This window comes from Longimicrobiales bacterium (genome assembly GCA_029245345.1).
In the GTDB taxonomy this organism is placed as follows: domain Bacteria; phylum Gemmatimonadota; class Gemmatimonadetes; order Longimicrobiales; family Gaopeijiaceae; genus CALFPJ01.
Genome location: JAQWPM010000024.1, coordinates 17,777 through 34,180, shown reverse-complemented (window position 1 = coordinate 34,180; position 16,404 = coordinate 17,777). Strand labels below are relative to the sequence as shown.

Genomic DNA, 16,404 nt, shown 5'->3' with positions numbered 1-16,404 from the left:
CACCACGTCGCAACGATGGTTCGGGGTCTCGGCTACTCGGTCGGGACCCCGATTTCGTTTCCGTTGAGAAGGAGGCTTTCCACGCCCCTTCGTACGTACCCCAACGCAAGCGTCTCGCCATACTTGGGCGATTGAACCGCCGAAGTGATCCACCCGACTGCTTTCTCAGACCCATCTGTAGAGAGGAGTTCGGTGCCCTTGGCTGGGGTCGGTACATCACCGAGGTGCAGTTGGCGTAGGTGGCGATTCACCCTACCGCGGTCTCGAATACGGATGATGACCTCCTGCCCTGTGTAACACCCTTTCTGGTAATCGATCGCTCTGTCGTGAATACCAGCTTCGATCGGAATGGTGTTCTCATCCATGTCGGTTCCGAACACGGGTCGACCGCCTTCCACACGCAGTGTGGACCAGACGCCGAGGCCCGCGGGCTGAGCACCCCCCGAAACCAGAGCGCGCCAGAGCGCGGCCACGGGTTCAGCTGGACCCACGACCGTGTACGCGTCAGGCCAGACCTCTTCGGTCTTGATGACCAGAAGTCCATCCACCGCTGACTCTCCAGCCGACCGCCACTCGCCCTCTTGGAGCGCGGTGAGGTCATCAATGCCGACCCGGAGTCCGAGGGCAAGTCGCGACAGGACCGCAGCTGACTCCGGGCCAACCACTGTGATCATCCCCGTGTCCGGAGTCACGTCTGCAACCGCCGCGAATCGAGGTGGTAGGTATTTCTTGAAATTCTCAATCAGTGCCTCGACCCCCGCGACCGGGACATCGAGCAGAAGCTGTTCAGCGTCATCGTCTCCCTGGGAGATCGCCCACAAATCAGTGAGCATCTTACCCTTCGGGGTCAGGACGGTGCTGTACGTGGCAGCCCCGCCTATGACGCCCTCTCCGGCCGCACCAGGCGCGGACGGTAGCCGCCCCGTAAGAATGCCATTCAGCATCTGGGACGGAGAACGTCCCGTGATCGCCAGCCGAGCTCGATGACTACGATCGAAGACAGCGACCTTCATCGTCGCAGCCTGATACTCGCCCGCCGGGTCTCCGAAGTGTCGCATGAGAGAGCGTCCGTGATAGTCGGAGGCGATCCCTCCTGCGGCTTCCATATCTGTCCATATGCTGCTCGGCGTCATACGGCCCCCACGTCGTTCGACAGATCTCGGCCTTCCCGGAGATCCTTCAACATCGCGCTCACGGTCTGGGAGTCTGCGGCGCTAGGGGAAACCCGGAGATACCGTTCGAGCTGCTCCGCAGCCTCATCGCGCCGACCCAGCCGTGCCAAAAGCACACCACGTGTCCTGTTCTCCGCGGGCGCCGTCGGCGTCACCATGAGGATCCTCTCAACGGCGGCGAGCGCCCGTTTGTTGTCTCCAACGTTCACGTAGACACCCTTCAAATTTGTAAGCAGTCGCACGATCATGTTGCGCCGATCGGCCGTCTTCATAAACGCATCTTGGAGGCGGACCATGCCGCCGTAAACCCGATCTAGGAGTTCCTGCGCTTCGTCCTCGAAGCGGGCCTTCCCTCCATCGAAGGGGTCGAGCAGCAGGTCCATCGCTTCACCGTTGAATCGAATGAGAAAGTGGCCGGGAAAACTCACCCCCTCGAGAGGGAGGCCCAGACGCCAGCCTACTTCGAGCAGGACGACCCCTAAGGTCAACGGGACCCCCGTGCCGCGATCGAGTACGTCGTTGAGAAACGAATTCCTGGGGTCGTAGTAGGCCTCCCGATTGCCGTTGAATTTTCGCCGACGATACAGCGTATCGACCACCTCGGAGAGAACAATGAGCGGCGCCGTTTCGTCAGCGAGTCGATCTTTGACTTCTTCAGCGAGTTGATCCAGCCGGGCCAGATACAGCTCCACAGAGAGCTGGGGATACTCTTCCTTCGCCACCAACAGAAACGCTCGCGCGAGGTCCATCTCGGGTTCCGTCCGAGACAGCTCCTTCGCGAGGAGTTGGCGTGTGTCGAGAGTCGGAGTGGCCAATGGCCTCTGCTGGGTCAGAAGGTGGATTGCGCGGCACACATCGTGACAGGACCCATGGGTACACTTCCGTCCGTGTTGGTTTCCGCCGCGGCCTTACTCCCAGCGAAACACCCTGGCAGACAACGCGAGCGACGACGCCATGGCTGCGACCAAACCAAGCACGTTCCACCCATGGGCACCGCACCCTGCTCCGTCCCAGATCCCGGTCATTAAGGCACTGGCATTCGTTGTCGGAAGTGAGTAGGCCACAAGCTGCAGCGGAAGACTGAGGACCTCGATAGGGAAGAAGAGCCCAGAGATCGCGATCATCGGGTAGAGCACCACAGCGCCCAATGGACACTGAGGATCGTCACCGGCTTCAGCGGCCTAGCGCGCAGCCGTTTCAAGATTCTGCCCTCGCGGTACATCGAAACGACCGCGACGAGCGAGAGCACCGATCCGATCGCGATAAAGAGCGCGGCCATGACAGGAACGTTGACGGGAGAGTTCATACATAAAGGGACGCGGCATGTGTCGAATTTCGTCAACGCGGCCGTATCTATCTGGGGCAACTGCCCTGAAAGCGGTTCCCAGCACGGGCTTCCACCCCCAACTTCGTGGACGCTCGACTTTACTTCCCCCATCCCGAGAGGAGACCATGGCGAACGAGCCAAGGGACCAGAGGCCGAAGATTCGGCTGTCCCAGCTCAGTCACGGAGCCGGTTGAGCATGTAAGCTCGGGATGTCCGAGTTGGCGCAGGTTCTGCGTCACGTCCTGCCGGTGGAAGATCCGAACGCCCTCGTCGGTCATACGACCGGCGACGATGCTGCTGTGTATCGGTTAACCGACGACCGTGCCTTGGTCGTAACGGCTGATTTCTTCACGCCCATAGTCGATGACCCCTACGACTTTGGCCGCATAGCCGCCACGAACGCGTTGTCGGACATCTACGCCATGGGGGCGAAGCCCATGTTCGTGCTCAACCTGGTGGGCTTCCCTCGTGCGCTGCTGTCCGAGGGCATCCTTGATGAGATCCTGCGGGGCGGAAGCGATGTCACGCGCGGCCTCGGCATACCGACCTTGGGCGGGCACACGATCGATGACGCCGAGCCGAAGTACGGGCTCGTCGCGATCGGAGAAGTCGACCCGAACCACATGGTGACCAACACCGGCGCGAAGCCCGGTGACTTGCTGGTCCTCACCAAGCCCATCGGCTCCGGAGTGATCGCGACAGCGATCAAGAAAGGCGAGGCGCCGGATGATGTGATCGCGAACGCTGTGGATATCATGGCGACGCTCAACGCCGGGGCGGCGGCGGCCATGGTGAACGGAGGCGTGCTCGCGGCCACAGACGTCACCGGCTTCGGCCTACTCGGGCACCTCCGCGGTATGATGAGGGCATCCGGCACCGCGGCTAACCTGCGATCCAGCGACATCCCTGTCATGCACGGTGCGAGAGAGCTCGCTATCGGCGGTCATATTTCCGGAGGATCGAAGCGCAATCTGGAAGACGTGGCAGCCGACGTGACCTTCTCTGGCGAGGTCGACGAGATCAAGCGGGTGCTGCTCGCCGACGCGCAGACGTCTGGCGGCATGCTCATGTGTGTGAAGCCTGACATATTGGCACCACTCATGGCCGACCTATACGGACAGGCACCTGTGACTGCGGTGATCGGTGAAGTTACTGAAGGTGAACCCGGGAAGATCAGAGTCGAGGCCTAGTTAAAAAAACGGGCCGCTCTACCCCCAAAGGTAAAGCGGCCCGCTGGACCTTCGGTCGACTTAGGGATCTAAGCCCGAACGGTGCCTCCGGATGCCTTCTTCTTCGCGGCCGCCTTCTTTTTCGGCGCAGCCTTCTTAGCCAGCTCCTTCTTCGCCGCAGGCTTCTTCAAGCCGCCGCGAAGTGCCACGGCCAGCACGTCGTCGAGCGTCTCAGCGAGGTGGAACGTGATCTTCTTCCTCACCTCATCCGGGATGTCGTCCAAGTCGGCCTCATTGTCGATAGGCACGATGATCTGCTTGATCCCCGCCCGAACCGCACCGAGCACCTTCTCTTTGACTCCACCAATCGGGAGCACCCGCCCCGTGAGCGTGAGCTCACCAGTCATCGACACGTCGCGGCGGACCTTCCTGCCCGACACGGCCGACACGAGTGCGGTCGCCATGGTGACACCCGCTGATGGGCCATCCTTGGGAATCGCTCCTGCCGGGACATGGATGTGAATCTCACGACCCTTCAATGACTCCTCAGGAATCCCCAGCCCCTCCCAGTGTGCCTTCGTGTACGACAGTGCCGCCCGACCGGACTCCTTCATGACGTCGCCAAGCTGACCAGTGAGCAAGAAGCCGCCGGTACCCTCACCCGGCATCACGCTCGCTTCCACGAACATGATGTCACCACCCATGGGCGTGTAGAACATCCCCGTAGCAACGCCGACTACATCCTCGGCTGCCAACGTTTCGGGGTGCACGCGTGGACGTCCGAGCAGGTCGCGAACGTCGTCCCCAGTCGCCTTGATCTTCTTCATGGTGCCGGCGGCGATTTTCCTCGCCACCTTCCGCGCGAATTTGCCGACCTCGCGCTCGAGCTGACGCACTCCGGACTCCCGTGTGTACTTCTGCACAACACTGAGAACCGCCTTGTCCGTCATCTGGAGTTCGCCCGCAGTGAGGCTGTTCTCCTTCAGCTGACGTGGCAGCAGGTACTTCTTGGCGATCTGAAGCTTCTCGCGCTCGGTGTACCCGGCGAAGTCAACGCGCTCCATACGGTCGAGCAACGGGCCTGGAATGCGGTCTAGGTAGTTCGCCGTCGCAATGAAGAGAACTTCCGAAAGATCGAACGGGATGCCGAGATAGTGATCCACAAACGTTGAATTCTGGGCGGGATCCAGCACCTCGAGCAGCGCCGAACTCGGGTCTCCCTGGAAGGAGACGCCGAGTTTGTCGACTTCGTCCAATAGAAAGACCGGGTTTTTGCTCTTCGCCGAACGCATGCCCTGGATAATCCGTCCTGGCATGGCACCTACATAGGTGCGCCGATGCCCGCGGATGTCCGCTTCGTCGCGCGCGCCACCCAATGAGATGCGCACGTACTTCCGGCCTAAGGACCGCGCGATCGACTGAGCGATCGACGTCTTACCCACACCAGGTGGTCCGACGAACAGTAGAATAGGACCTCGGCCCGAATGCGGCTCGCTTCCAGCTGCATCATTACCTGAGGCACCTTTCTCCGCTTCTTCGGCACGATCCAGCTGGAGCTTGCGCACCGCCAGGAACTCGACGATTCGATCCTTCACATCTTCGAGGCCATGGTGGTCGTCTTCCAGAATCTGCTGAGCTTTCGAAAGGTCGATCTTCTCCTCTGTACGTTCGCTCCACGGAAGCTCTGTGACCCACTCCAGAAACGTACGGATGACTTGATACTCAGCCGACTGCGCGCTCGTACGCTCTAGGCGCCTGAGTTCACGATCGACTTCGGTGCGCTGTTCTTCGCTGAGATCGAGTTCGGCAATGCGAGTTCGCATCTCCTCGACGTCATCGCGCTCCTCTTCTTCACCCAGTTCTTTCTGGATCGCCTTCAGCTGCTCACGCAGGAGCATCTCGCGCTGACGTTCACCCAACTCGGTCTGCACCTTGGCCTGGATGTCTTCTTGAGCGTCGATACGGGCGAGTTCACGCTCCACCGCGACGAGGCAAGAACGCATCCGGTCTTCATCGTCGAGCGTTTCGAGTAAATCCTGTTTGTCGGACGTCTCGAGCTCCAGGTAGAACGCCACCAGATCCGCGAACGGACCTGGCTCGTCGACCCCCTGAATCAGCTGATTCAACGCTTCTGCTGGGACGCCCCGACGGGTACCCAGCTCCGCGGCGCGGTCCCGCAACTCGCGGTCCAGCGCTTGGAAGGCCGGATCCGCCTCATTGCGGGGTTCCTGGCTCTCCATATCTAGGAGCACCGCGTGCATCATCGACTCACCCTCGTCGTGATACGACAACGCCTGCGCACGGCCTTCGCCCTGCACTAGGAGCTGCACGCCTCCACGAACCCGGTGAGTCTGAATGATCCGGACCACGGTACCCACATTGTACAGGTACTCAGGAAGCGGATCGTCGACGTTTTCTCGTTGTGCAACAGCGAACATGCGGCGGTCTCCGTCCAAAGCTGCTTGGACGGCTTCGACCGTGCCAGGTCGACCAGCCGAAATGGGCACAGCTACGCCCGGGTACACGACGGTGTCCCGTAGCGGTAGCACTGGAAGCGTGAAACGCTCGCCCATGGAATCCTCTCTCTCTTCGCCCGCGCCTTTGGCGTCAGGCATTTCTATATCGGTCAGGGTCGTCTCCCCGGACCGTATGCATGAGTCCGCGAGCCGAGGCAGTACGGAGCTTGGTGCAGGTTTCTTGCCACGCCAAACCTCCTTATTCGTGCCCGGACCGCATGAAATCCTGCCAATGTGGCGGTGACAGGCATACGTACCGCGCCACTTTTTCACCTAGACGGCGAGAGTTAGGTTGGCACCTCGTTACTCTCCGCGCCACCGGTCGGGGATCTACTATGAGCGAACTGCTCAGCGGTATCACATGGTTCCAAGGTTCGTCTGTCTGCATCAAGCAGCTGGGCCTGGAGATCCACGTGGATCCCCTCCATGTACCGGACGGCTCAAAGGCTGATTTCGTCCTCCTCACTCATCCTCATTACGACAACTTCTCCGAGGATGACATCGCGAGGGTCCGGACCCCAGAGACGGTGATCGTGGCGCCCACCAGCATGAAACATCAGTTGGCGGACGCGGACCATTTCATGCGGCCCGGCGACATGCTCCAGATTGGTGAGGTCGACGTGCTCGCCGTACCTGCCCACAACGTCGACAGCAAATTTCATCCGCCAGAAGAGGGATGGCTGGGGTACGTCTTCAATATCGGAGGCACGACGTTCTACCACGCCGGAGATACCGATTTCATCCCATCGATGTTCGGTATTCGATGTGATGTGGCTTTTCTCCCCTGCGGCGGCCACTACACGATGGGCGTAGAAGATGCCGCCCGGGCGGGCGACGCCTGCGGCGCATCGACGATCATCCCTATTCACTGGGATGAGAAGTACGGCACACTCGAACATATTGAGCGGCTCAATGACCTCTTCTCGGGAGAGGTCCTCATATTGGAACGCGCAGGTGAAGCCCATTCTTTTTAACTACATAGCAACTCTCAAGGCGGACCCATGCGCACCATCACCGCACTTCTCGCTCTGGCTCTCGCGGCCCAACCTCTGGCGGCCCAGTTGAACGGTCCGGTCCAGAGCCCTGCCAAGAACTCGGGACGCTCCACGGTCTACTCACCGCGCGGCACGGCGGCGACGAGTCATCCCTTAGCCACCAGTGCGGCACTCGAGGTCCTTCAAGCGGGCGGCAACGCGATCGATGCTGCGGTGACTGCGGCGGCGGTGCTGAACGTGGTCGAACCACACATGACCGGCGCGGGCGGTGACATGTTCGCCATCCTGTGGTCTGCCGAGGAAGGCCGCCTGATCGGGTTAGACGCCAGCGGCAGATCCGGTTCGAAGATCGACTTGGCGCAGCTCATTGCCGACGGCACTGAACGAGTGCCCGGGAGCGGAGCGCGCTCGGTCACGGTTCCTGGTGCCTTCTCTGGCTGGAACGCCCTGATCGAACACCACGGCACGATCTCGCTGGCCGACGCCTTAGCTCCTGCAATCCGCATTGCCGACGAAGGCTTCCCGGTCTCTCCCATCATCGCGCAGGATTGGGCAGGCACAGTGAACGGCTTACGAGGTGACGCCGGGGCAGCCGCCACGTTTTTGATCAACGACGAGGCTCCGAAGCCGGGTGACTGGTTCAGGAATCCAGATCTTGCTCGGACGTTCCGCCGCGTCGCCGAACACGGCATCGAGACGTTTTATGGCGGTGAACTCGGTCAGCAAATCATCACGGGGCTGGATGAGTTGGGCGGTTTCCTCACCATCGACGATCTGCGGAACCACGAGTACCGCTGGGTCGAGCCCATGAGCGTGGACTACAAGGGGTACACCCTTCATGAGTTGCCGCCAGCCGGTCAGGGGGTCGCGGCCCTGCAGATGCTCAAGATGCTCGAGGGGTACGATCTGCTCGGGATGGGTCACAACAGTGCCCAGTACCTGCACACTCTGATCGAGGCCAAGAAGCTCGCCCACGCGGACCTGGCCCGATACGTCGCTGATCCAGACCACATGGACGTGCAACCAGAAGCGCTCCTGGACGACGCCTACCTCGCGGGCCGTGCCGAACTGATCGACCCGATGCATGCAGCGGATCGCCCGGAGCCGGGCCAGCCGTACACCGCCTCGGAGACGATCTATCTCACAATCGCCGACCAGTACGGCAACATGATCTCGTTCATCAACTCGATTTACGGGTACTTCGGATCTCGAACCGTCATTCCCGGGACGGGCCTGATGCTCCAGAACCGCGGCTCCGGCTTCACGATGGAAGAAGGCCACCCCAACCAGATCGCCCCGAACAAGCGGCCTTTCCACACCATCATCCCGGCGTTCGTCACCAAAGACGGGGAGCCGTACATGTCTTACGGAGTGATGGGTGGCGCCATGCAACCTCAGGGTCACGTACAGGTCATGCTCAACGTCGTCGAGTTCGGGATGGACCCGCAGGAAGCCATCGATGCGGCGCGCTTCCGGCACTTCAACGGCACATCTGTCGCGGTCGAAAACATCGACGACGCAATGACGGCCTCGCTCGAGGGACTCGGCCACACCCTACGTGAATGGCGGGGTGTCGCTTTTGGTGGCGGCCAGATGGTGCTCAAGCTACCCAAGGGATGGGCTGCGGCCTCCGACCCGAGAAAAGATGGGATGGCTGCAGGGCACTAGCCCCAACTCAGGCCGCTCAAGCGGCGGTCACGTCAGCAGACCCCTCCGACCCGGCGCGCAGCTCCTCAGCTCGGCACCCCTCTGGGCGCTGATTCTGTTCGCGCTTAGCTGCAATGGTGATGCGGCAGCTCCACCTTCCGTTCTTGTACCCGGAGAGGACTCCGTCGTGGTCGCGCCGTGTGAGGGACCGTACTGCCACCCGTCGCTGCTCGGCATCTACGCCATGCACGGGTTCTACAGGAAGATCATCGCCACGAATCAGGTCGCGATCGTCGGATCTCATGAGGTCCAAGATCGCGCGCTCGAGTTGGCCGTGGAGGTCGCCGAAGGCATGATCGAAGACCGCACGCTATGGTGGGCTTTCCTCGTCGAAGCGAAGGCGTTCATCGCGGTCATGTCGGAGAATGAGGTCACGACGGATATCCCTGAGCACAAGTTCCTTAGTGACGATCCGGATATCGACTGGGACTCCCGGGCGCGCGGACGAGGAGCCACGCTAGCGCTGCCGCTCACTACTGTTGGCGAAGAGAACCTCCTGTGCTCGTCCGGTGACTCCTATTCCGGAGAGAGCATTCTCGTGCACGAGTTCGCGCACACACTGCACGTGCTGGTGATCGCCATGATCGACCCTGCCTTCGATGCCGAACTGGACGCGCTGTTCTGGCAAGCGCGAGGCGAAGGGCTGTGGACCGACACCTACTCCAACGAGAGCCGCCAGGAATATTGGGCCGAAGGCGTGCAATCGTGGTTCGGCGCGAACCAAGTCGAGCAGAAGGGCATTCACAACCACGTGAACACCCGCGAAGAGCTCTTGGAGCATGACCCGAGACTTCACGAATTGATCGGGCGATGGTTCTCCGAGTCGGCGTGGACACCATCGTGCCCATCGAGCTAAAGAAGTGATCCGGCTCCCTCCGGAGAACGAGACACCACACCCCTGGGAGACAGATCGCGTGTTGACGTTGGAAGACGTACGGTCCAATTCCCCGACGCCATGGGAGTCGCCTTTACATATGCGATAGCCGCCGCCTAAATGCTCCCGGTCGACTCGGGCTTTCGAGGGAGAGTCGACTGCAATGGCGCGCGTGAAGAACCTGGATTGGCTCTAGAACGCTCATATCCTGGGAGCTGACGCTCAAAAGCATCGCCGCTGGTTAGAAAACGCGTTCTCTTAAGGGCTGCGATCGCGGCCTGCGCATCCGGCTAATACAGACTCCGAAGGCGACACCTCTCAATGATCGATCCCGACTCCGTCATCCCGTTCGACCGACTCCCTGAAAAGTTCGCAGAGAGCCTCGAGAACCCGCCGTTCGAGCCGGTCGCCCCTCGCCCTGCTGCGACGATCGTACTCATGCGCGACGGCGACCACGGCATGGAGATCCTCCTGATGAAGCGGAGCAGAAGCGCCGGCTTCGTGCCGGGAGCATATGTGTTCCCGGGTGGCCGCGTGGATGGATCAGACGGGACCGATGAAATGCTGCAGCGGATCGACGGGCTCACTCAAGCACGCGCGGCCGACCGCCTCGACCTGAACGACGTGACGCCACCCGCGATCGCGTACTACCTCGCCGCATTGCGCGAGGCCTTTGAGGAAACGGGCATCCTGGTCGCACACGACACGGAAGGAGGCGAACCCGCCACCGCAGCAGAAGACGAGAGCGTCAACGCCCTTCGCGATGACTTGATGGAAGATCGTATCTCATTCGCCGACACGCTGGACCGCATGGGCTGCCGCATCGATGGAGAAGCCATCGAGTATCTAGCCCACTGGATCACGCCGAAGCCAGAGCCACGACGGTACGACACTCGCTTTTTCGCGGCTAAGGTACGCGAGGGCGCGCTCCCGATCGTGGACCCGAGAGAGATGACGGACGCGGTGTGGATCACGCCCCAGGCGGCGCTCCTCAGGAACAACGAAGGAACGCTTCCCATGGTCTTCCCCACCATCAAGACCTTGGAGAAGCTTCGAGATCACGCGTCCACCGACGACGCACTCGGTGACCTAGCGAGACAATCCGTGCGGACGATCATGCCAACCCTGGTCATCACCCCAACCGGGATCGGAATGGATATGGACGGTGAGAGCCAGGCCGAAGACGACATCGGATCATGAGGACGGCGCAGGTCCTTCGTCTAGCCGCATCGGGTCTCTTTCGTGCAGCTATCGCACTCGTGGTCATGATGGCACTGACCAGTCCTGCATCTTCGCAGGAAGAGCAATCTGACGGCGCGCCGCTCGAAATCTTGCACGGATTTACGCTGATCGACGGCCTGGGCGGGCAACCTGTAAAGGACGCGGCGCTCTCCATTCGAGGGCACACCATTATGGAGGTCGGAACGCACCACGAGCTTCAGGCGCAGTGGGCCAACGATCCGAACGTGATCTCGGTCGATCTTGGTGGCGGCTTTGTCGTGCCGGGGTTGATCGACGCACACATTCATCTGGCGACCGCCCCGAACCGCGAGAATGCTGAAGCTGAGCTTCGGCGTCTACTCTACTCCGGGGTAACCGCTGTCCGGGATATGGCAGGTGATGGACGTGCCCTGGCTTCGCTCGCGAGGGATGCCCGCCTGGGGGAGATCCAGTCCCCAGACATCTACTACTCTGCGCTCATGGCTGGGCCCTCGTTCTTCGATGACCCGCGACCCCAGGCTTCAGCTGCCGGGGAGGTAGCCGGAAAGGTCCCTTGGATGCAGGCGGTCACGCCGGACACAGACATCGTGGAGACGGTCGCGGCAGCAAAAGGCACGTACGCTCAGGGCATCAAGATCTACGCTAATCTCGAGCCTGAGGAGGTGAACCGGATCACCTACGAGGCCCATCGACAGGGAATGAGGGTTTGGGCGCACACCATGGTCTTCCCGACACGCCCGATCGATGTGGTCCGTTCAGGTGTCGACGTGGTGTCGCACGTGTGTCGGCTGGCCTGGGAAGGCATGGCTGAGACACCCAGTGAATACCATCACAATCAGCGGCCGGATTTCGACAGGCTCTCGGCAGAGGCGAATGTCTTCACCGAGTTGTTCGAAGAGATGAAACAGCGGGGCACCATCCTCGATGCCACGCTCGCGCTGTACACCGAATTCGATGAGCGCATGTTGCTGCGCGAAAGCCGGGGCAGCCGGAATCCCGCGCCGCCCCAATGCGACGTAGACTTCGCGCGAGACCTCGTCCGAGGCGCCCACGCCATGGGTGTGGATATAGTCGCGGGCACAGATTTTTCCACTCCTGCCAACGACCCTTTCCCAGCGCTCCACAAGGAGCTGGAAGAACTCGTTGCTCACGCGGGCTTCACCGCTCTCGAAGCCCTCACCGCGGCGACCGCAACGGCAGCCCGGGCCCTGGGTGTCGACGAGGCAATTGGGACGCTCGAGCCGGGTAAGGACGTGAACTTCGTCCTACTCGATGCCGACCCAATCGAAGACATCAGCAACCTCCGCACGGTGCGGGAGGTATGGAAAAACGCGGCACGCTTCACCCGTACTGACTTCGTGCCTGCTCAAGTAACTGCTGCGGAGTCCTCGAGTGGCTCCGAAATGGACACGTCGACCCCAGCCGCAATGCTCCAGTCGTGGGTCTCGATGTGGCAAAGTTACAACCTCGACTGGGTCGATGATCTCTTCGTCCAAGACGACCGACTCACGTACTTCTCGTCCGAGTTCGAGGGAGTGATCGAGGGCTTTGACGCCGTCATCGAACACCACCGCGGATTCGGATTCGTTCCAGGAGGCACCGAACCATCGGCCGAGTTGTGGGTGGAAAGGCCCGTAATGAAAGACCTGGGCGCGACCGCGGTTGTCGGGGGTGTGTGGTACTTCGGAAACCGCGAGGCCCCCGAAGATGCCGGACGAGGACCGATGACGATCGTGTTGATACCGACGCCGGAAGGGTATCGGATCGTGCACATGCACTTCGCGAACTACGAGCCCGGGGCTTAGGCCGCCCCACGCTCGCAGTACGAAGTCAGGGTCCGGCTACTTCGTTCAAGGTTAGATTCGCCGAACTGAGTTCGTTTGGAACGGCCGGGAGATCTCGTGCGAGTATCGACATGACGATGAGGCGTTTATGGGGGCTGCTCGTACTGGCCGGCTCCACCGCATGCTCGGGCGCTGGCGAACAAACCGCTGGCCCCACGCAAGGCGAATTGACGATCCAGCTTCTCGCCCAAGCGATCGCGAACGCCGACACAGCAACGGTGCTCAATATCTTCTGGCCCGAAGCCACCTATGACGACTTCGCGAACCAGCAGAGTCACCAGGGCATTCAAGAGATCGTCGCATACGTCATGAGCACGCACACCTGGGGCGATGACGTCTACATGAACATGGGACGGATCCATTTGACCCTGACGGGAGCCGTGGGGGAATGGGTCTTCTCGGCCGTCCAGAACCGCCCACTCGACGACCACATTCCGGAGGGGACAGGCCGAGAGATCGTTCTCAACGGTGTGACCGTCATTGAGATGGAAGGTGACCGGATCATTAGAGCCGCGGACTACACGGACACTGCCCTGCTCCTGCTCCAACTCGGCTCCCGTATCGAGCTGCCCGGTGGCCAAATCATCGAGATCGATGACCCCGGGCGCTGAGTAGACCTCCAAGCCCGACCTTTGCGCCGCACAGCGATGGATGATCGCCGGGTGCAGCGGGCCGGTAAGCGCACGCTCGCGAGGGAGATGGCCGACCCCCTCCTCCCCCTCGTCCATTCTGGACGAGCACTTTTGGAATCCTGCTTGGATCGAGACGCCGGACACCGAATTCGATGGGGTGATGGACGGCAACTACAGCCGCACGCTGCATCATCGACTCCTTCGAGCCCAAGTCGTCGTCGTGCTCGCTTTTCCGACCTGGCTCTGCCTGTGGGGAGTCTTCAAACGAGCCGTTCTTTTCTGGGACCAGACACAGCCCGACTTCCCTGAAGGCTGCGCCGAGCAGCTTCCCGGCTGGCAATTCCTTTGGTGGATCATCTCGTACAGATGGCGCTCCAGGCCCAAGGTGCTGCGACGAATTGCTGACGCGCCGCATGTGAATTTCTACCGACTCAAGAACCGTCGAGCGGTTCGACAACTGATGGAAGAACTGTCGAGGCAATCCAGCTCGACTTAGAGTGGGCGGACTGCTCACTCAGCCTCGACGGAGGCACCTAGTGCCGACCTCAACTCTTTCACGAATCTCCGCTGTCCTCAGCACCATGGGCACAGTGTTCCTTCTGGCTGCCTGCGCGGACGTCCGGAACATCCCGATCACCGAAGTGGAGGCACGACCCGAATACGAAGCGATCGCGTCAGCGCTCGAAGACATGATCGAGCGTGAGCGGGACCAGAAAGGGCTGCGCGCCCTCTCGATCGCTCTAGTAGACGGAAACGACATCGTGTGGGCAGCGGGCTTCGGCGAGCAGTCTGAAGGTGTCCCAGCCACCGCCGAGACCGTGTATCGAGTGGGATCGGTATCGAAGATGTTCACGGACATCGCGATCATGCAGCTCGTCGAGCGAGGCGACATCGACATCGATGCGCCAATCCACGAGTACGTGCCCGAGTTCACCCCAACGAACAACACGGACACCCCCATCACACTCCGGCAACTCATGTCACACCGGGCGGGGATCATCCGAGAGCCTCCCGCAGGCCACTACTTCGACGATACCGGCACAGATCTGGAAACGACCGTCCTCAGCATGGCTGGGACGCCTCAGATCTACGAACCTACGGCACGGAACAAGTATTCGAATGCTGGAATCGCGGTAGTCGGGTACACACTGGAGAAGACTCAAGGCGAACCCTTCGCCGACTATGTGAAACGGTCCGTTCTAGACCCACTCGGCATGAAGACGAGTGCGTTTACGCCGGATCCGGATATCGTCGACGACCTCGCCGACGCTTACATGTGGGGCTTTGATCGTGATCTGTTCGCCGCGCCCACTTTCGAGCTGGGCATGGCTCCTGCCGGAAGCATGTACTCGACGGTGTTGGATCTGTCGCGTTTCATGTCGGCGGTCTTCCGAGGCGGGCTCGGTGAACTGGACCGCGTGCTCGACACAGAGACGCTCGAGGCGATGTGGGTGCCCCAATTCGCAGAGCCAGGCGCCACGTCCGGGTATGGATTCGGATTCGCTGTCGATGAGCGGGACGGTGAGCGATGGCTCGGCCACGGTGGAGCGATCTATGGCTTCTCGACGCAACTCGGTTTCCTTCCGGAAGCCGGATTAGGGGTGGCAGTCGTGTCCGCGGTCGACGGGACCAATACGGTCACCGGCAGAATCGCAGACGCGGCTCTCGCACTCATGCTCGCCGCCAGTCGCGGTGAGCCGGTCCCCGAGGGGCCCCTTCAGGGAACGGACTCGGTGGACCCGGATCTCGCGCTCCAACTTGAAGGCGTCTATGGAGAAGGGGATGCCGCTCTCGAGCTCGACGAAAGAAATGGCCGACTGTTCGTCACGCCCGCACGTGGCGGAGCGATCATGGAGACGCGTGCGCGCGGCGACACCCTGGTTGTGGACGACCGCGTTTCTTACGGGATGCGCCTGCTGCCGGACGGTAATGACCTCCTTCGGCTCGGAGCAACGACAGCCACACTCGAGCGACAGCCCGTCAGTGGCATGCCGGCGGTACCGCCTGCCCATTGGAACGGCCTCATTGGGGAATACGGATGGGATCACAACGTGCTCTACGTCTTGGAGCGCGAAGGACGCCTCTACGCACTCATCGAGTGGTTCTTCCTCTATCCGCTCTCAGAGATCTCCCAGGACGTATACGCGTTCCCGGACTGGGGTTTGTACCACGGGGAGCAGCTCGTCTTCACCCGAAGCGCCCGCGGGCGGGCTTCTTCGGTCGAGGCAGCCTCTGTTGTATTCGAGAGGCGGGAAGTCGGTACGGAAGCAGGGGGAACGTTCCGCATCGACCCGGTGCGGCCGGTCACGGACCTACGCACTGAAGCGCTCGCAGCCTCACCGCCAGACGAATCCGGCATCTTCCGCGACTCCGACTTAGTCGAGGTTCGCACGATCGAACCGGGCGTCCTTCTCGACATGCGTTATGCGTCTACGAACAACTTCATGTCGTCTGTCTTCTACGATGAAGAGCGCTTGTTTCTCCAGAGACCAGCCGCTGAGGCTGTCGCCCGCGCTCACCGAGCACTCGCGGAATACGGATACGGCCTCCTTCTCCACGACGGATACCGCCCGTGGTACGTGACCAAGATGTTCTGGGATGCGACACCAGAGTCCGAGAAGATCTTCGTGGCCAACCCGGCCAACGGGTCCCGCCACAACCGGGGCTCCGCCATCGACCTCAACCTCTACGACCTGCGGACCGGTGAGCCGGTCGACATGGTAGGCACGTACGACGAATTCTCGCCCAGGTCCTTCCCTGACTATCCGGGAGGGAACAGTCAGCAGCGCTGGCAGCGTGAATTGTTACGGCGTGTGATGGAGGCGGAGGGATTCACGGTATACGAGGCTGAGTGGTGGCACTTCGACCACAACACGTGGCGTGAGTATCGGATTCAGAACGCTACGTTCGACGCCTTGGCACGTTAGCAACGGCGAGGGTGGGCGCT

14 protein-coding genes are annotated in these 16,404 nt (G+C 61.2%); 9 read left to right on the top strand and 5 right to left on the bottom strand.

Going from position 1 to position 16,404, the window contains the following annotated elements; translation table 11 throughout:
- Window positions 1-32: 32 nt before the first annotated feature.
- The 4 genes from P8L30_15280 to P8L30_15265 all read right to left on the bottom strand — a co-directional run bounded on the left by P8L30_15280 (window position 33) and on the right by P8L30_15265 (window position 2,451).
- Window positions 33-1,133, bottom strand: coding sequence for a glycine cleavage T C-terminal barrel domain-containing protein (locus tag P8L30_15280; protein ID MDG2241567.1), 1,101 nt, complete (start codon window positions 1,131-1,133; stop codon window positions 33-35).
- Window positions 1,130-1,987, bottom strand: a complete 858-nt coding sequence (locus P8L30_15275) for a tetratricopeptide repeat protein (GenBank protein ID MDG2241566.1) — start codon at window positions 1,985-1,987, stop codon at window positions 1,130-1,132. The genes P8L30_15280 and P8L30_15275 overlap by 4 nt, the downstream gene beginning before the upstream one ends.
- 93 nt (window positions 1,988-2,080) lie before the next feature.
- Window positions 2,081-2,296 (bottom strand): hypothetical protein, encoded by a 216-nt coding sequence (locus P8L30_15270; GenBank protein MDG2241565.1) that lies wholly within the window; start codon window positions 2,294-2,296, stop codon window positions 2,081-2,083.
- Entirely contained in the window at window positions 2,293-2,451 is a 159-nt protein-coding gene (locus P8L30_15265) for a hypothetical protein (protein ID MDG2241564.1), read from the bottom strand. Before P8L30_15265 ends, P8L30_15270 begins: the two co-directional genes overlap by 4 nt.
- Window positions 2,452-2,624: 173 nt before the next feature.
- Here P8L30_15265 and selD point away from each other — a divergent pair, with 173 nt between their 5' ends.
- Window positions 2,625-3,689, top strand: a complete 1,065-nt coding sequence (gene selD / locus P8L30_15260; protein MDG2241563.1) for a selenide, water dikinase SelD — start codon at window positions 2,625-2,627, stop codon at window positions 3,687-3,689.
- Between the two features lie 68 nt (window positions 3,690-3,757).
- Here the strand turns inward: selD and lon are convergent, their stop codons facing one another.
- Window positions 3,758-6,283: an endopeptidase La gene (lon, locus tag P8L30_15255; protein ID MDG2241562.1), complete on the bottom strand. Its 2,526-nt coding sequence runs from the start codon at window positions 6,281-6,283 to the stop codon at window positions 3,758-3,760.
- Window positions 6,284-6,519: 236 nt separating this feature from the next.
- Here lon and P8L30_15250 point away from each other — a divergent pair, with 236 nt between their 5' ends.
- From P8L30_15250 to P8L30_15215, 8 genes are all read left to right on the top strand, one after another.
- Window positions 6,520-7,158 (top strand): MBL fold metallo-hydrolase, encoded by a 639-nt coding sequence (locus tag P8L30_15250; GenBank protein ID MDG2241561.1) that lies wholly within the window; start codon window positions 6,520-6,522, stop codon window positions 7,156-7,158.
- Between the two features lie 27 nt (window positions 7,159-7,185).
- Entirely contained in the window at window positions 7,186-8,847 is a 1,662-nt protein-coding gene (ggt, locus tag P8L30_15245; protein MDG2241560.1) for a gamma-glutamyltransferase, read from the top strand.
- A 166-nt stretch (window positions 8,848-9,013) separates the two neighbouring features.
- Window positions 9,014-9,742 (top strand): hypothetical protein, encoded by a 729-nt coding sequence (locus P8L30_15240; GenBank protein MDG2241559.1) that lies wholly within the window; start codon window positions 9,014-9,016, stop codon window positions 9,740-9,742.
- Window positions 9,743-10,081: 339 nt separating this feature from the next.
- Window positions 10,082-10,960, top strand: coding sequence for a hypothetical protein (locus P8L30_15235; GenBank protein ID MDG2241558.1), 879 nt, complete (start codon window positions 10,082-10,084; stop codon window positions 10,958-10,960).
- On the top strand, window positions 10,957-12,786 hold the full coding sequence (locus tag P8L30_15230; protein ID MDG2241557.1) for an amidohydrolase family protein: 1,830 nt from the start codon (window positions 10,957-10,959) through the stop codon (window positions 12,784-12,786). The genes P8L30_15235 and P8L30_15230 overlap by 4 nt, the downstream gene beginning before the upstream one ends.
- A gap of 110 nt (window positions 12,787-12,896) precedes the next feature.
- Window positions 12,897-13,436, top strand: a complete 540-nt coding sequence (locus P8L30_15225; GenBank protein MDG2241556.1) for a hypothetical protein — start codon at window positions 12,897-12,899, stop codon at window positions 13,434-13,436.
- Between the two features lie 40 nt (window positions 13,437-13,476).
- Window positions 13,477-13,953 carry a hypothetical protein gene (locus tag P8L30_15220; GenBank protein ID MDG2241555.1) on the top strand — a complete coding sequence of 159 codons (477 nt, stop codon included), beginning with the start codon at window positions 13,477-13,479 and terminating at the stop codon, window positions 13,951-13,953.
- Window positions 13,954-13,993: 40 nt separating this feature from the next.
- Entirely contained in the window at window positions 13,994-16,384 is a 2,391-nt protein-coding gene (locus P8L30_15215) for a serine hydrolase (protein MDG2241554.1), read from the top strand.
- Window positions 16,385-16,404 lie beyond the last annotated feature (20 nt).